We start from the raw sequence: 13915 nt of genomic DNA, 5'->3' as shown, positions 1-13915 counted from the left end.
CTTAATGAGGGCAGTCAGCCCGGCTAATCCGAATCCCGCTCCGCGAGCCGCCCCGCGACCCTGAGCACGATCCCGGCGGGGAGCACCACCAGCGGGTAATCGTAGAGGTGGTCAATCATGGATTGGACCCCGAGCGCGCACCACCAAGGGCACGATCGTGTAACGGGTCAGACTTCATGGACGCATGTCCGTTTCCGCGTAAGCGAATGGCTCAACTTGAAACCGGCTCAGGTTCCGTCGATGTCGACCAATGCCGCTCGTCGTAGACCGGCCGCACCGCGCTGCCCGGGCCGGGGACGACGCCGACTTCGCGATGTAGCTCCGCTGGGCCCAGGACTGGGTGCGTTGCTGATGGGCTCCTCATGTCCGACGCCCAACAGGCGGGAACTCCTCCTCCGCCTCTCAGGCCCCGCCGTCGGAGGGCGAGCCACCGGCGAGCACGGCACGCACCTCGTCCTAATCGAGGGCCCGCCACGGTGAGGAGTCGGCGTTGACATAGGCGCCCTCGGGGCTGCTGTACCGCAAGGGTCGTGAGGCGGCGACGAAGTTCCTGGATGGGGACGCGACGCACGAGGCGAGGGACTTCGAGCGGTATGTGGAGCGGTTCCGGAAGATGGGTGGGTGAGGTGCTGTCTCACACCGCCCCGGGAGATGCCCTGCGGTCCTGGACCTGGGCGAGAGGGCCTCACCCCGACCTCACACACCGGGCTGAACAAGGGTGAGAAAGGCGATTCCCTCAGCGCGGAGAGACTGGACACTCGTAGAGTGGCGGGCACCGGCGTGGGCTGCGGACGCTCCGCTCAGCGCCGGGCCGAGCGCCCCGCCCGCCTCGCAGAAGGAGCCCACCCGTGGACCTCGCCAAGTCGCTGACTCGCTGGCATCGTCTCGCCCACCTCGGGCACAGGTTCCAAGCAGCTGTACTTCGCGGCGCTGCTGGTGGGGTTCTCGGCGCTGGTCAGCATCTCGCGTCCCGAGCTGGTGCTGGCCGCGGACTACCTCACTGCTCTCGGCATGCTCGCCCTGGCGACCATGCTCGCGCTCGCGGTCCGGTGGGAGGAGGTCAGGCCCGCCTGGGGTGCGGTGGTGCCGGTGCTGGACATGGTTGCGGTCGCGCTCGCACGGGATGCGGCCCGAGAGCACACCACCGCGGTCTCGCTGCTGGTGCTGGTGCCCACCCTGTGGCTCGCCGCCCGGCTGCGGCGGGACGGCGTGGTGATCGCCGTGGTCTCCACCTCGGCACTGATCGCTCTGCCGTCCTGGTGCGCGCCTCGCACATCGACTCCCTCGTGGTGGCGCATTCGCTGGTGCCGCCCTTCATCGTGCTGCAGATCGGAATGCTGGCCGTCGGGGCGCTGACGGTGATGGACGGACGGAACCAGCAGCTCCTCGAAGCCCTCACGGAGAAGGAAGCACTGCTCGAGTCGGCAGCGGCCTCCGAGCGCCTGCTGGAGAACGTGATCGACTCCGTGGACGTGGGGATCGTGGTGGTGGATCGTGATGGCCACGATGTGCTGATGAATCGCGCCCAGCGACGGATCCCTCAGCTCGCCTCCCCGCCGGGCAACGACGATCCGAACGAGTCCCAGCTGATCGTTCGGTATCCGTGGTCGGCTCTGCCAATGCCTCCCGAGCAGCGTCCGGTACGTCGCGCCGTGCTGCAGGAGACGTTCACCAACTCGCTCGTGGCGATGGGACCGCTGCAGCGCGAGGCGAGCGTGTTCTCCGCCTCAGCCCGGCAGATCATCGATCACCGAGGGGAGCGCTCGGGCGCGGTGGTGGTCTTCTCCGATGTCACCTCGTACATCGAAACGGTGCGCTCTCAGGAGCAGTTCGTGGCCGCTGTCTCCCATGAGCTCCGCACCCCGCTGACCTCCGTGATCGGCTACCTCGAGCTCGCTCAGGATGACGGGGACCTCTCGAGGGAGACGGCCTCGTACCTCCAGGTCGCGCAGCGCAACGCGGATCAGCTGCTGCTGATCGTGCAGGACCTGCTCGCGAATCAGGTGGCCCGCTCGGGCACGGAGCAGCTCACGCTGCGTCCGGCGCGCCTGTCCGAGATAGCGCAGCAGGCCGCGGAGTCGGTGGCGCTGCGGGCCGAGGAGCGGGGCATCACCCTGGAGCGCAAGATCGTCGAGACCCCTGAGCTGCCGCTGGATGCGCAGCGCCTGCAGCAGGCGGTGGGGAACCTGCTCTCCAATGCGCTGAAGTACACCTCGAGCGGTGGAACGGTGTGCGTGCACACCGCGGTGGAGGATCACCATCTCGAGCTCGCGGTCACCGACACCGGGATCGGAATGTCCGATCAGGAGCAGACGAACCTGTTCACCGACTACTACCGCACCGAGACCGCGCGCAACAGCGACATCCCCGGCCACGGCATCGGGCTGTCGCTGACCCGGCGGATCGTGGTCGCCCACGGCGGTCAGATCAGCGTGAGCTCCCGCCCGGGCGAGGGGTCAACCTTCACCATCCGGTTCGGTCTGGACGAGGTCGAGTGGGCGGATCGGGCGCGAACAGGCGGCGGGCGGCCTGGATCTCACACCTCAGCTCGCCCCGTCGATCACCCGCAGCACATCGTCCGCCTGGAAGGCCTCCGAGCGGCGGTATCTACCTGTTCCCGGAGTGAGGATCCCGCGGGTGACCAGGGTGTCCACGGCGCGATGCGCGGCCACTGCAGAGACTCCCAGCTGCTCAGCGATGAACTTCGCGGTGACGACCGGCTGCTCCCTGAGGACCGGGAGGATCCGGCGGGCCGAGGAATCGGCGCGCAGGCCCGCGGCCTTCTCCGCGAGCAGCGTGTCGAGGGCCCGGATCTCGTCCTGGACGCCCTGCATCCGCTCGCATGCCTCGGCGGCGATCTCGACGAAGAATCGCACCCACGCGTTCAGTGCCTCCGCCGCCTCTGACGGGTCGTCCGTACGTGAAGTGCTGAGATGCTGCACGTACTCCCGCTCTCGTGCACGGATCGCGGTGGAGACGGGGAGGAGGCCGGAGCGCACGACGCCACCTCGTTCGAGGACGGCGTGGATCAGTGCTCGTCCGGCGCGTCCGTTTCCGTCCTCGAACGGGTGGATGGACTCGAACTGCAGGTGGCCGATGGCGGCGAGCAGAAGGGGATGCTCTCCGGAGCTGCTGAGGTACTGCAGGAAATCCTCCACCAGGGCGGGGACCTCACCCGGCGGAGGGGCCACATACTCTGCGCGGAGCTTGTCCCGGCCGCCGATCCACACGTCCACCCGGCGCAGACCTTCCGAGGCGCCCACCACTCCCAGCGCACGATGGACCTGCTCGACATCACCGATGGTCCATTCATCGCGCCCCGCGAGCTCCTCGATCGCGTCGCGCGTCGCCTGGACGTTGCGGGCCACGCTCATGGCCTCGTGATTGCGCAGGTGGTCCTGCTGATCGCCGAGCTGGGCGTAGGAGACGTCCCGACCGGAGGCATTGACGCGTTCGATCCGCGAGGAGGCGATGGACTCGGAGCGCAGGAGCAGGGGGTAGATGCCCCGTCGCGTCGCCTCATCGACCTGCGCGGAGGTCGCAGTGATGAGGCTGGCGATCTCGAGTGCTTCCTCCCGCAGCTCCCGCCCGAGCAGAGCTCCCACGTCCTGCTCGGCGAGACGTGCAGGCACGTAGTAGGAGTAGGCGCCGCCCCGTCGTTCCGCCGCCGTCGCACCTCGGAAGTCGGGCTGCTGACGGCCTGGCAGCCATGAGCCATGGATACCCATGAGCACCCCTTCAGTAAACCTTAGATGCATAAGGTTAACTGAACCTTGTCCGGGGTTCACGCTCGCAGCATGGCTGCCGGCTCAGTCCCCCTCGGAGCGGGGCGCCGGCGCCTCCTCGGCCGTGCGCTTCTTCTGCCGTCGTTCCCGCAACCCGGAGCCGACGGTCCAGGCCGCGTAGGCGAACAGCGCACCGGCGAGGGTGGGCACCGCCCAGCTGCGGGTGCTGCCGTCGATGGCCTGGTTCGCCCAGCCCAGGTAAGGGATCGCGTACCAGACCTTCCCCCGGATCTGCGCGGGCTGGACCCGTTCGGGACCGGGGGTGTTGTTCGCGTCGCCCTGGGTGGTGAAGCGAATCTCCCCGGTGCCGCTGTCCGTGCTGCGGGCGATCACACGGTGTGTCGCCACCGCAGGCTTGCCGGATTCGATCTGGAAGGTGATCACGTCCCCCACCCCGATCGCCTCGGGCGCAGCGGGCTTGATGACCACGAGGGTGCCGGGAGGGTAGGTGGGGCGCATCGAGCCGGTCAGCACCAACAGCGGCATCCCGCCCACGGCGGCGGGCACCACGATGGTGAGGGCTCCGAGGGCGAGCAGCAGCAGGAGCACACCGGCGCTCAACCCGGTGCTGAGGGAGGAGAGCACGTCGCGCAGGGGGTGGAGTGCCGCGCTGCCGGTGCTGGCCACTGCGGCGCTGCTCGTCAGCGGCGCCGCGCCGGGCGGGCTCCATGCCGGGCGCGTGCTCGGCCTCGCGCCGATGCAGTTCCTGGGCACGATCTCGTACTCGCTGTATCTGGTGCACTGGCCGTTGCAGGTGATCCCCCAGGCCGCGTCCCTGTCGGAGGAGCCTCTGCCGCTGTGGATCCGGCTGCTGTTGGGCGCGGTCGCGGTGCCGCTGGCCTGGCTGCTGCATCGCCTGGTGGAGCGGCCGGTGCTGCGCTGGCCCTCCCTGCGGCGGGGGCCCTCCTGGCGGACCGGTGGCCTGGCGGCCGCGGCGTCGCTCGCGCTGATCGCCACCTCCGCCGGTATCTCGCAGGTCCTTCCCCAGCAGACCTCCTCGGACCGCACCGCCGCGCAGGAGCAGCCCTCGCTCGCTCCGGCGGGCACGGACTTCGTTCCGGCGAACCTCTCCCCCACCCTCGAGACCGTCTCCGGGGATAACCCCTCCATCTACGCCGCCGGCTGCCACCAGGAGGGCGAGGCGGCCGACGCGAGCGGCTGCCGGGCCGGCGAGAACCCCGACGCCCCGCTGGTGTTCCTGGTGGGCGATTCCCACGCCGCGAACTGGTATCCGGCGCTCGAGCGCCTCGCCGAGGAGGGCCGGATCCGGCTGGACAGCAGCACCAAGAGCTCGTGCCTGCCGCTGGAGACCCCGCAGCAGTTCGAGGATCGCCCCTTCACCTCCTGCGACCAGTGGCGCGAGGGCGTGCTGGAGCGGATCGCTGAGGTGGAGCCGGATCTGGTGGTCCTCGCCGCCTTCCACGACCCGAACCGCCTGATGCCCGGCGGGCAGGACAGCCCCGAGACCCGGTGGCATGACGGGCTCGCCCGCACGCTCGCCCGGATCGACGGCCCGCCCGTAGCGGTCATGCGGGACGTGCCGACGCAGGCCCAGGCACCCACCCACTGCCTCGCGCAGAATCCCGAGAGCGCCGGCCGGTGCGCCACACCGCGGGCCGCCGCCTTCGAGGAGCCCCTGGTACAGGCGGAGGCCGACGCGATCACCGAATCCGACGCGGATGCCGACCACGTGGACCTCACCGACTACTTCTGCAATGACAGCACCTGCCCAGTGCTGCTCGGGAACACCGTGATCTACCGCGATCAGCACCACCTCACCCAGACCTTCAGCCGCGAGATGGCAGAGCCGCTGTGGCAGGAGCTCGAGCCGCTCGTGGCGTGAGCGCTCAGGCGCGGTGGACCACCGTCCCGGCCACGCGGGTCTCGATCACCTGGTCGTCCTCGACCAGCACGCTGTCCCCACCGGCTGCGGTCCGCCCCTCGAGGCCAAGCAGCGAGGCCGGTATCCGGCTCGCCATGTCCCCGAGCGTCGCGGGGTCGATCGGCAGGGCAGCGCGAGCCCAGTTCATGCAGGTGCGCAGATCGGAGCCGGAGCCGGCGAGGTACTCCGTCCCCGCGAGGGTCAGCCTGCCGTCGGCCGCGACCTCGACGTCACCGCCGACCGGGGTGCGATAGCGCCCTGGCGGCATCCCGGCGAGCGCGGCGGAGTCGCTGGTGAGCACGCAGCGCTCAGGTCCCTTGGCGCGGATCATCACGGTGAGGGTGTCAGCGGGCAGATGGTGACCGTCGGCGATGAGCATGGCGGTCAGACGGTCGTCGGCGAGCTGGGTCCACAGGTGGTTCGGGTGCCGTGGCAGCATGCTCGCCGCGCCGTTGCCGAGGTGGGTGGAGAGCGTCGCCCCGGCTTCGACGCCGGCGCGCACCTGCTGGGGCGAGGGGGCGCAGTGCCCGAGCGAGATGCGCACGCCGCGAGCGCTGGCGGCGGCGATGTACGGTGCGGCGCCGGCCCGTTCCGGGGCGAGGGTGACCAGGCGCACCGCCCCCTCGGCCGCCTGCTGCCAGCGGTCCAGCTCGGCGACGTCGGGGTCACGCAGGTGCGCGATGTCGTGGGCTCCGCGCGGGCCGTCCTCGGTCGCGAGCGAGGGTCCCTCCACGTGCACACCGGCGATCGAGTGCGCGAGCAACGGGTCCTCGCGGCGGGCGGCGGCGATCACCGAGAGGACGTGGAGGATCTTCTCCTCGCTCGCGGTGATCACCGTGGGCAGGTAGGTGGTCACGCCCCTCCCCCAGAGCGCGCGGGTGAGGTCCGCCAGGGTGTCCGGGGTGACGTCGTCGGCGTTGACGTCGTGCCCGGCGTATCCGTTGACCTGGAGGTCGACGAGGCCCGGCTCGACGCGGGGGTCCGCACTCACGGCTCAGCCCTCGGTGACCGGGCTGTCGGTGCGGTGCTGCGCGGGCAGGAGCCCGGCTGCGGCCTGGTCGAGGTGGATCCGGACCCGGGGGTGCGTGAGCATCGCGGTGGCGGGCACGCGGGGGTCGACGGGCCCGGCCAGCGTCGCGGCCACAGCCTCCGCCTTCGCCTCGCCGAGCACCGTGCACACCAGGACGTCTCCGCTCAGCAGCGCCGGGACGGTGAGGGTGAGGGCGGTGGTGGGGACCGACTCGAGATCCGGGAACAGCCCTTCGTCCACCTGCTGCTGCCGTGAGGTGTGCGCGAGCTCGATCAGCCGCACCCGCTCGGGGGTGTCGAAGTCGGTGTCGCCCGGTTCGTTGAAGGCGATGTGCCCGTTGACCCCGATCCCGAGGCACACGAGGTCGATCGGTGCGGCCGCGAGCGCGGCGCCGTACCGGGCGGCCTCCTGGTCCGGATCGGCATCGGCGCGGATCCGATCCAGTCCGGCCCGCGCGGCCTGCGGCAGTCGGTCGGCGAGCCAGGTGCCGAAGGCGGCCGGGTGCGCCGGGTCCAGACCCAGGTAGTCGTCCATGTGGAAGGACTGCACGCGGGTCCAGTCGATCCGCGGGTCGGCGCCCAGGGTGGCGAGCATCTGCTCCTGCGAGGGGGCCGAGGCGAAGATCACCCGTGCCCGGTCCTGCTGCTCGAGGATCTCGGTCAGGGCATCGGCGGCGGCGCGTCCGGCGGCGGCGCCGGCGGATTCCGCGGTGTCACGGATGCTCACCGTGGGGCGCGGGGTGCTGGTGGGGGACGACATCGGGTCTCCTTCGGGAACGACAGAACGACGAAACAGCAGAGCGACAGAACGTCAGAACGCCTGCGGCACGCCGGCGTGCAGTGCGCTCGCCTGCGCTTTGAGGGCGATCTCGGTGGCCTGCAGGCTCGCTGCGGTGCTCACCTCCGGCTCTTCTCCGGCGAGCAGTGCGTCGAAGAAGTACTGGGCGGGGCGCTGCGCGGGGCCCAGCGGCTCCTCCCAGCGCGGCCGGTCGTGGGTGGTGACGGTGAGCCGGTGGTAGGCCCAGTCCACCTCGGCGGTCCCCTTCGAGCCGGTGACCCGCATCCGGTAGTGGCCGTGGACGTCCGCCGCCTCGGGGCCCAGCCAGTTCGCCTCGATCGTGGCGGGCACGCCGCCGGCGTGCAGCAGCAGGCTGACGTGGTCGTCGAAACCGGGATGGTCCGACGCTCGGGCGTTGCCCGTGAAGGCGCTCACGGTCCCCTGCAGAGGAGCCGATGCCCCGTACTGCTCCGCGACCAGTTCGAGCACCAGGTCGATGTCGTGGATCGGCAGGTCCGCCGCGATCCCGCCGTAGCTCGCGGGGTCCAGGAACCAGGCGGGACGGTTCTCCTGGAGGAGCTTGTGCGGGCCGGTGCTCGCGATCATGGCGATCGTCCCGAGCACGCCCTCGGCGAGCAGCTGCCGCAGAGCCAGGGTGGCGGGATAGAACCGCTTCTCGAACACGATCGAGACGTGCCGCTGTGCCTCCTCGGCCGCGGCGCTGACCTGTGCGAGCTGCTCGAGGGAGGTGCACAGGGGCTTGTCGGCGAGCACATGCGCTCCCGCGCGCAGCGCCGCGACGGTCGCGCTGCCGCGCTGGCTGTAGATCCCGGCCACGAGCGCAACGTCCACGTCATGCTCCGCCAGAAGCTCCTGTGCGCTCCGGTAGCTCGGGACCTCGATGCCGGGCAAGAAGCGGCGGCGCAGCGTCTCATCGGCTTCGGCGACGGCGACCAGCTCGAGCTCCTCGCGGTGCTCGACCTCCGCGAGGGCGTAGTCGACGTGCTGATGGGCGGCGCCCAGGATGGCGACCTTCATCGCAGCTCCTCCGTCATCGCAGCTCGTTCATGGTCACGGTGCGGCCGGTCGCGGCCGCGGCGGTGATGGCCTCGAGCAGGCGCACAGTCTCCGCGCCGTCCCGGCCGGGGATCGAGGAGTCGCGCCCCTCCTGCATGGCGTCGAGGATCTCCGTCCACTGCTGGACGTGTCCGGCGATGCCAATGGCGGCGGGATCCGAGGCACCCACCCCGATGCCTGTCCCCGCCGCGTCGATCTGCGGTGCGGGGACCCCGTCCACGTCCCATCGCAGCAGCTCGCCCTGGCCGATCTCGACGACCCCGCGTGCGCAGTACAGGGTGAGCGTCGCCGGGCTCCCGGGAGGGGTGGCGGTCGAGGTGCTGATCAGTCCCAGGGCACCGCTGGCGAAGCGGAGGGTCGCCACGGTGGTGTCCTCGGTGCCGGGCTCATGGGCGAGGGTCGCGGACTGCGCGGTGACCGCCTCGACGGGGCCGGCGAGCCAGCGCAGCAGGTCCACGTTGTGCGCTCCCTGGTTCATCAGCGAACCGCCGCCGGCACGGGCGTCGCCCCGCCAGGGAGCGGCGGAGTAGTAGCTCTCGTCCCGCCACCAGTGGACGTGCGTGGTGGCCAGCCGCAGCGGGCCCAGCAGCCCCTCCTCCAGCGCCCTGCGCACGGCCTGCACCTCGGGTTCGAGGCGGCGCTGGGAGATGACGTGGACGCTGAGGCCTCGGGACTCGGCGAGGGAGACGATCCGATCCGCCTCCGCCGCGGTCAGAGCGAGCGGCTTCTCGACCACCGCGTGGTGGTCGCTGCCGAGCGCGGCGAGGGCGTTATCGGCGTGCGCGCCGCTGGGCGTGCAGATGGCGATGACGTCGAGGTCCTCCCGGGCCAGAAGTTCCTGGGGGCTCGACTGCACCGCCTCGGGCCAGCCGGCATCGGCCGCCTTCTCGCCATCACCTCCGCTGAAGGCGACGAGCTGGGCACGGTGGCGCAGCTCGGCGAGCGCCTTCGCGTGCGAGACCCCGATGGTGCCGAGGCCGAGCAGGCCCACCCGGACGACGTCATTGTGCGTGGTCATGTCTCGACACTAGGTGGCCGGGAGCGCGATCGCAATACACCGCTATGCCTGATGAACACCTTTTCCTCTTGACTCAGGGGCCTATGCGGGGGAGCCTTGTGGCACTGTCCCGTCGTCGTGGCACCGCGCCTGCCCGTCGGGAGCCCGCCCTTGTCGGCAGCTTGGCAAGGACCCACCGAACCACGAGGAGCAGCCGTGCTGCGCATCGGCCTGATAGGCACCGAGAACTCGCACATCACCCACTTCACGCGCTTCCTCAACGTGGAGGAGCGGCACCCCGGCGTCCGGGCGACGGCGCTGGTGGGCGGCCCGTCACCGCGGAACCAGGAGCTCGCCGAGCTCGGCGCTATCGAGCGGATCGTCCAGGAGCCCGCCGATCTGGGAGACGAGGTCGATGCCGCGATCGTCTCCTCCCGGGACGGCGGCAAGCACCTCGAGCACGCCCGCCCCCTCCTCGAGGCCGGCAAGGCGGTGCTGGTGGACAAGCCGCTGGCCGCCTCCGTGGCCGACGCCCAGGAGCTGCTCGCCCTGGCCGAGCGCAGCGGGGCGGTCATGCTGTCCTGCTCGGCGCTGCGTTTCGTGCCGGAGCTCTCGGATTTCGCCGCCTCGCAGGAGACGGGCCGGCTGCGCCACCTCCACGTGAGCGGGCCGGCCGATCCGGACAGCGAGTACGCGGGACTGTTCTTCTACGGCATCCACCATGTGGAGGCGGCCCTGGAGATCCTGGGGAATCCGACGGTCGCGCCCGGCACGCTCGAGGTGCGCACCGTGCGCCGCGAGGACACCGTCGTGGCGTGGTGCGAGATCGCCGGCACCCAGGTCACGTTCACCTTCCTCACCCCCGGGGAGGGGACCCGCACCCCCTTCCATGCGACGGCGATCTACGAGAACGCCGCCGTCTCCCGCCCGCTGACGCTCGGCGGGGACTACAACGCCCCGGCGCTGGCCGAGTTCCTGCAGGCGGTGGAGGACGGTGCCTCACCGCGCTCCCCGCAGGCCCTTCTGTCCCCCGTGGTGACGCTCTGTGCGATCACCGAGTCTCTCGAGAGGAACCCGTCATGACCCAGTCCCCCGCCGCGGCCGCGCACGGCCGCCTGCGATTCGGCATCATCGGGGTCGGCGTCATCGGCCAGGGCCATGCCAAGCGGCTCACCGCGGAGGACTCCCCTGCCGATCTCATCGCCGTCGCCGATCAGAACCCCGAGGCCGCGCAGAAGATCGCCGCGGAGCACGGCGTCGAGGCCGCTGCGGATGTCACCGCCCTGCTGGCCCGCGCGGACCTCGACGCGGTCATCATCGCGGTCCCCTCCGGCCTGCACGCCGAGGTGACGATTCAGGCGCTCGACGCGGACAAGCACGTCTTCCTCGAGAAGCCGATCGAGGTGACCGTCGCGGCGGCGGACAGGATCCGCGCCGCGGAGCAGCGGTCCGGGAAGGTGCTGACCATCGCCAGCCAGCGCCGCTTCGCCGCGGAGAACCAGTTCCTCAAGCAGATCATCGAGGAAGGGCGGCTGGGCCGGATCACCTCGGCGACCATCGAGGTGCCGCTGTGGCGCAGCCAGGAGTACTACGACTCCGGGGCCTGGCGCGGCACCTGGGAGCTCGACGGCGGCGGCGCGCTGATGAACCAGGGCGTGCACCTGGTGGATCTGACGCTGTGGCTGCTGGGCGAGGTCGAGGAGCTGTTCGCGCACACCGGCCTGCTCGCCCATGAGCGGATCGAGGTCGAGGACACCGTCACCGTCACCGCCCGGCTGGTCAGCGGCGCCCAGCTGACCTTCCAGGCCACCACCGCCGCCTACGGCAACCTGCCGATCCGCATGAACCTGATGGGGGATGCCGGATCGATCGTGACGGAGAACGAGCGCGTGGTGCACGTGCACTCGCGCGACGGGCTCGAGCTCCCGGAGTTCACCCCTCGCGACATCCTCCGCGAAGGGCTGATCGACTTCGTGACGGCGGTGCAGCAGGGCACGGCGCCGCTGGTCTCCTCGGCCGAGGCGCGCGCCGCGGTCGCCTTCATCGAGGCGGTCTACGAGTCGGGCCGCACGGGGCGGCCGGTCCGCCCCGCCGCGCTGCCGGCGCAGTCCTGAGGCGCCGGCGGCCCCCGTGCACTCGGCACGTGAGTGGTGGCGGCAGCGGCTGGGCGCGGTCCCGGATCCGGGCGGCTCCTGGCGACACGCCGGTCGGCGTGCGCTGGCGCCTCGCGGGCTCGAGGGGCAGATCGACCAGCTGGCGATCCGGAGCTTCGGCTCCGAGCTCGTGTGCGAGCTGCTCGTGCCGACGGCGGCCGCGTCGCCCGGGATCGTGGTGGTCGTGCCGTTCTACGACACGCCTCCGCTCTTCGCCGAGCCCTCCCCGCGCACCGCGCTGAACGACCGGGACCCCGCCAGCAGCGCCTTCGGGCTGCAGCTGGCGCGCGCCGGGCATGCCGTGCTCGCGGTGCCGTGGTGGTTCGAGCAGGTCGCCGCTGCGGATCCGGCGACCGCCGGGGCTCGCGGCCTCGAGGAGCGATACGGCCCTGCCGCGGCCCGCCACCGCCGCGAGCAGTCGATGACGGGGCTCGGCAGGAGCATCGCCGACCTGATGCTCGCCCTCACCGCCCTCGAGGAGTCCGGGCTCGTCCCGGGGGCCCACCTCGCCGCCTTCGGTCACTCTCTGGGCGGCAAGCTCACCCTGCACCTGGCCGCCCTGGACTCCCGCATCGAGGCGGCCGCCGCGCACGAGCCCGGCCTGGGCTTCGCCCACTCCAACTGGGCGGACCCGTGGTACCTGGACGGGGAAATCCCGCCACAGCGCGATCAGGACGATCTGCTGGGGCTGGTGGCCCCGCGGCCCTTCCTGCTGGCCGGGGGTGGGGACGGCGACGGCGTGCACAACCTCGAGCTGTTCCGCTCGGCAGCGCGGCGGTGGCCCGACGGGCAGGGACCCGACCTGCTCCTGCATGACGGCGGGCACCCGCTCCCGCCGCACGTCATGACCGCGATCGGCGCGTGGTTCAGCGAGAAGCTGCCCCGCCGGGCCTGAGCACCTCTGCGGGCCGCTCACCCGTCAGGACTCGCCGCCGGCCTCGAGCGCGTTGAGGAGCAGCAAGGACCGGGCGATGTGCATGGGGTCCTTGACCGGCAGGGCCACGACCTCGTCCAGCGGGCTGCCGTCACGGGAGCGGATCTGGATCCATTCCTGACCATCCGGGTCGGGGAAGGTGGCCATCGTGTACTCGCGCACCTGCTCGGCCCAGCGTGCGATCTCCGGGGAGCCGGTGCGGCGTGCCAGCAGCGCCGTGGCGTACAGGGTTTCGGCGTGCACCCACCAGAGCTTCGTGTCCCAGGTGCGATGCACGAGTGCCTCGTACGGGGTGCCGAGCTCGCGCCCGGCAGGGGCCGCGCCGGTGCCACGGTCGACGTAGCGCAGCAGTCCTCCCTCCGCCTGATCCCATCCCGTCTCCAGCGCGCGCAGGGCGAGCACGGTGAGGGTGCTCTCCGCGACCGCCAACTGCGGATGCTGATCGCCGACGTGCACGAGCATCCACAGCAGCTCGAGCAGATGGCCGGGGGTGACGTGGCGGGCCAGCAGGGTGTCGTGGTCCGCGGCCGCATCGGGTCGGTGCTCCCACCAGACCTCGGTGCCCAGAAAGGCATCGTCACCGCCGAGCAGAACGGCCCGCGCCTCGCTCATCACCTCGGCGGCGAGGTCCGAGCCGGTGGCGCGGTGCAGCTCGGCGGCCACGTGGAGGAGGGTCATCGGACCGGCGAGGTCGCCGAAGCCCCGGGGCACCGGGTAGGGCTCGCTGCGGGCGGTGCGCCGGCGCAGGGAGTCCGCTGCTCCGTGCAGTGTGCGCTCGGCCTGGGCGAGCCACCCGGCGGCGGGGCCTCGCGTCGCCGCGGGCGTGCCCGTCCCGTGCTCCCGGTCGCCGTCGGTGCTCGGTTCCGTGAGGCGCAGTGCCCCGGCCAGCCCGAGCACGGCGAACAAATCGGCGAACACGCTGGTGGCCAGCTCGCCCTGTGCGTCGGCGACAGGTTCCCCGCGGGCGCTGAGCAGGAAGGCGGTGCGGCCATCGGGCAGGAAGGCGTGCTCGGCCAGGAAGTCCGCGGTGCGCAGCGCCCGCCGGCGCCACAAGTCGCGATCTCCCTCGAGGCGACCGGCATCGAGCTCCTCCGCGACCAGCGCGCTGGTCCAGGCCCAGCGTCCCTGGGACCAGGTGTACTTCTCCGTGGTCCTCAGCTGCCCGCGGTTGGTGAAGCAGGTGCGGACACCGCCGAGCTCGTCGTCGGCGCCGTGCCGGCTCCACCACGCGAGCACGTCGCGTTCCAAATGGGTGCGCAGGGAGTCCCTCATCGCTGCCG

12 protein-coding genes and 1 pseudogene are annotated in these 13915 nt (G+C 71.5%); 6 read left to right on the top strand and 7 right to left on the bottom strand.

Features of this window, described 5'->3' with window-relative positions:
- The first annotated feature begins 936 nt into the window (after nt 1–936).
- A complete protein-coding gene (locus CJ197_RS15210) occupies nt 937–1356 on the top strand; it encodes a hypothetical protein (RefSeq protein WP_158239476.1) in 420 nt (139 codons plus the stop codon).
- Nucleotides 1335–2471 (top strand): annotated as a pseudogene (locus CJ197_RS15610) (sensor histidine kinase); the annotation flags it as partial. The gene CJ197_RS15210 and the pseudogene CJ197_RS15610, both read left to right, overlap by 22 nt.
- A gap of 72 nt (nt 2472–2543) precedes the next feature.
- On the opposite strand, the gene CJ197_RS15605 reads toward CJ197_RS15610, so the two are convergent.
- Both CJ197_RS15605 and CJ197_RS11620 read right to left on the bottom strand, forming a co-directional pair.
- Nucleotides 2544–3632, bottom strand: coding sequence for a Fic family protein (locus CJ197_RS15605; protein WP_233190888.1), 1089 nt, complete (start codon nt 3630–3632; stop codon nt 2544–2546).
- A gap of 177 nt (nt 3633–3809) precedes the next feature.
- On the bottom strand, nt 3810–4412 hold the full coding sequence (locus CJ197_RS11620; protein ID WP_199173923.1) for a signal peptidase I: 603 nt from the start codon (nt 4410–4412) through the stop codon (nt 3810–3812).
- Between CJ197_RS11620 and CJ197_RS11615 the strand changes: the two genes are divergently transcribed.
- Complete coding sequence (locus CJ197_RS11615) at nt 4402–5628, top strand: acyltransferase family protein (protein ID WP_102236919.1); 1227 nt, start codon at nt 4402–4404, stop codon at nt 5626–5628. The genes CJ197_RS11620 and CJ197_RS11615 overlap by 11 nt on opposite strands.
- A 4-nt stretch (nt 5629–5632) precedes the next feature.
- On the opposite strand, the gene CJ197_RS11610 is transcribed toward CJ197_RS11615, so the two are convergent.
- Genes CJ197_RS11610 through CJ197_RS11595 form a run of 4 tightly spaced genes read right to left on the bottom strand, consistent with a single transcriptional unit; the run spans nt 5633 to nt 9569 of the window.
- Complete coding sequence (locus tag CJ197_RS11610) at nt 5633–6658, bottom strand: N-acetylglucosamine-6-phosphate deacetylase (RefSeq protein WP_102236918.1); 1026 nt, start codon at nt 6656–6658, stop codon at nt 5633–5635.
- Between the two features lie 3 nt (nt 6659–6661).
- Nucleotides 6662–7456 carry a 6-phosphogluconolactonase gene (locus tag CJ197_RS11605; protein ID WP_102236917.1) on the bottom strand — a complete coding sequence of 265 codons (795 nt, stop codon included), beginning with the start codon at nt 7454–7456 and terminating at the stop codon, nt 6662–6664.
- Nucleotides 7457–7507: 51 nt separating this feature from the next.
- Nucleotides 7508–8512, bottom strand: a complete 1005-nt coding sequence (locus CJ197_RS11600) for a Gfo/Idh/MocA family protein (protein WP_102236916.1) — start codon at nt 8510–8512, stop codon at nt 7508–7510.
- Nucleotides 8513–8525: 13 nt separating this feature from the next.
- Nucleotides 8526–9569 carry a Gfo/Idh/MocA family protein gene (locus CJ197_RS11595; protein ID WP_102236915.1) on the bottom strand — a complete coding sequence of 348 codons (1044 nt, stop codon included), beginning with the start codon at nt 9567–9569 and terminating at the stop codon, nt 8526–8528.
- A gap of 195 nt (nt 9570–9764) precedes the next feature.
- Here CJ197_RS11595 and CJ197_RS11590 point away from each other — a divergent pair, with 195 nt between their 5' ends.
- From CJ197_RS11590 to CJ197_RS11580, 3 genes are read left to right on the top strand one after another with little or no spacing between them, the layout of a single operon-like run.
- Nucleotides 9765–10631 carry a Gfo/Idh/MocA family protein gene (locus tag CJ197_RS11590; RefSeq protein ID WP_158239474.1) on the top strand — a complete coding sequence of 289 codons (867 nt, stop codon included), beginning with the start codon at nt 9765–9767 and terminating at the stop codon, nt 10629–10631.
- Nucleotides 10628–11662: a Gfo/Idh/MocA family protein gene (locus CJ197_RS11585; protein WP_102236913.1), complete on the top strand. Its 1035-nt coding sequence runs from the start codon at nt 10628–10630 to the stop codon at nt 11660–11662. Before CJ197_RS11590 ends, CJ197_RS11585 begins: the two co-directional genes overlap by 4 nt.
- 16 nt (nt 11663–11678) lie before the next feature.
- Nucleotides 11679–12596 (top strand): S9 family peptidase, encoded by a 918-nt coding sequence (locus tag CJ197_RS11580; protein ID WP_102236912.1) that lies wholly within the window; start codon nt 11679–11681, stop codon nt 12594–12596.
- A 24-nt stretch (nt 12597–12620) separates the two neighbouring features.
- Here CJ197_RS11580 and CJ197_RS11575 read toward each other — a convergent pair whose 3' ends face one another.
- Entirely contained in the window at nt 12621–13907 is a 1287-nt protein-coding gene (locus CJ197_RS11575; protein ID WP_102236911.1) for an AGE family epimerase/isomerase, read from the bottom strand.
- Nucleotides 13908–13915: the final 8 nt, after the last annotated feature.

Origin of the sequence: Brachybacterium sp. UMB0905, from assembly GCF_002871795.1 — a bacterium.
GTDB lineage: Bacteria > Actinomycetota > Actinomycetes > Actinomycetales > Dermabacteraceae > Brachybacterium.
The sequence above is the reverse complement of the archived record's forward strand: the minus strand, read 5'-3'. Positions and strand labels throughout refer to the sequence as shown.

Coding starts and splice junctions, on each gene's coding strand:
- CJ197_RS11605 (WP_102236917.1), bottom strand. CDS start 7,456: ATGTCGTCCCCCACCAGCACCCCGCGCCCCACGGTGAGCATCCGTGAC.
- CJ197_RS11600 (WP_102236916.1), bottom strand. CDS start 8,512: ATGAAGGTCGCCATCCTGGGCGCCGCCCATCAGCACGTCGACTACGCC.
- CJ197_RS11595 (WP_102236915.1), bottom strand. CDS start 9,569: ATGACCACGCACAATGACGTCGTCCGGGTGGGCCTGCTCGGCCTCGGC.
- CJ197_RS11585 (WP_102236913.1), top strand. CDS start 10,628: ATGACCCAGTCCCCCGCCGCGGCCGCGCACGGCCGCCTGCGATTCGGC.
- CJ197_RS11575 (WP_102236911.1), bottom strand. CDS start 13,907: ATGAGGGACTCCCTGCGCACCCATTTGGAACGCGACGTGCTCGCGTGG.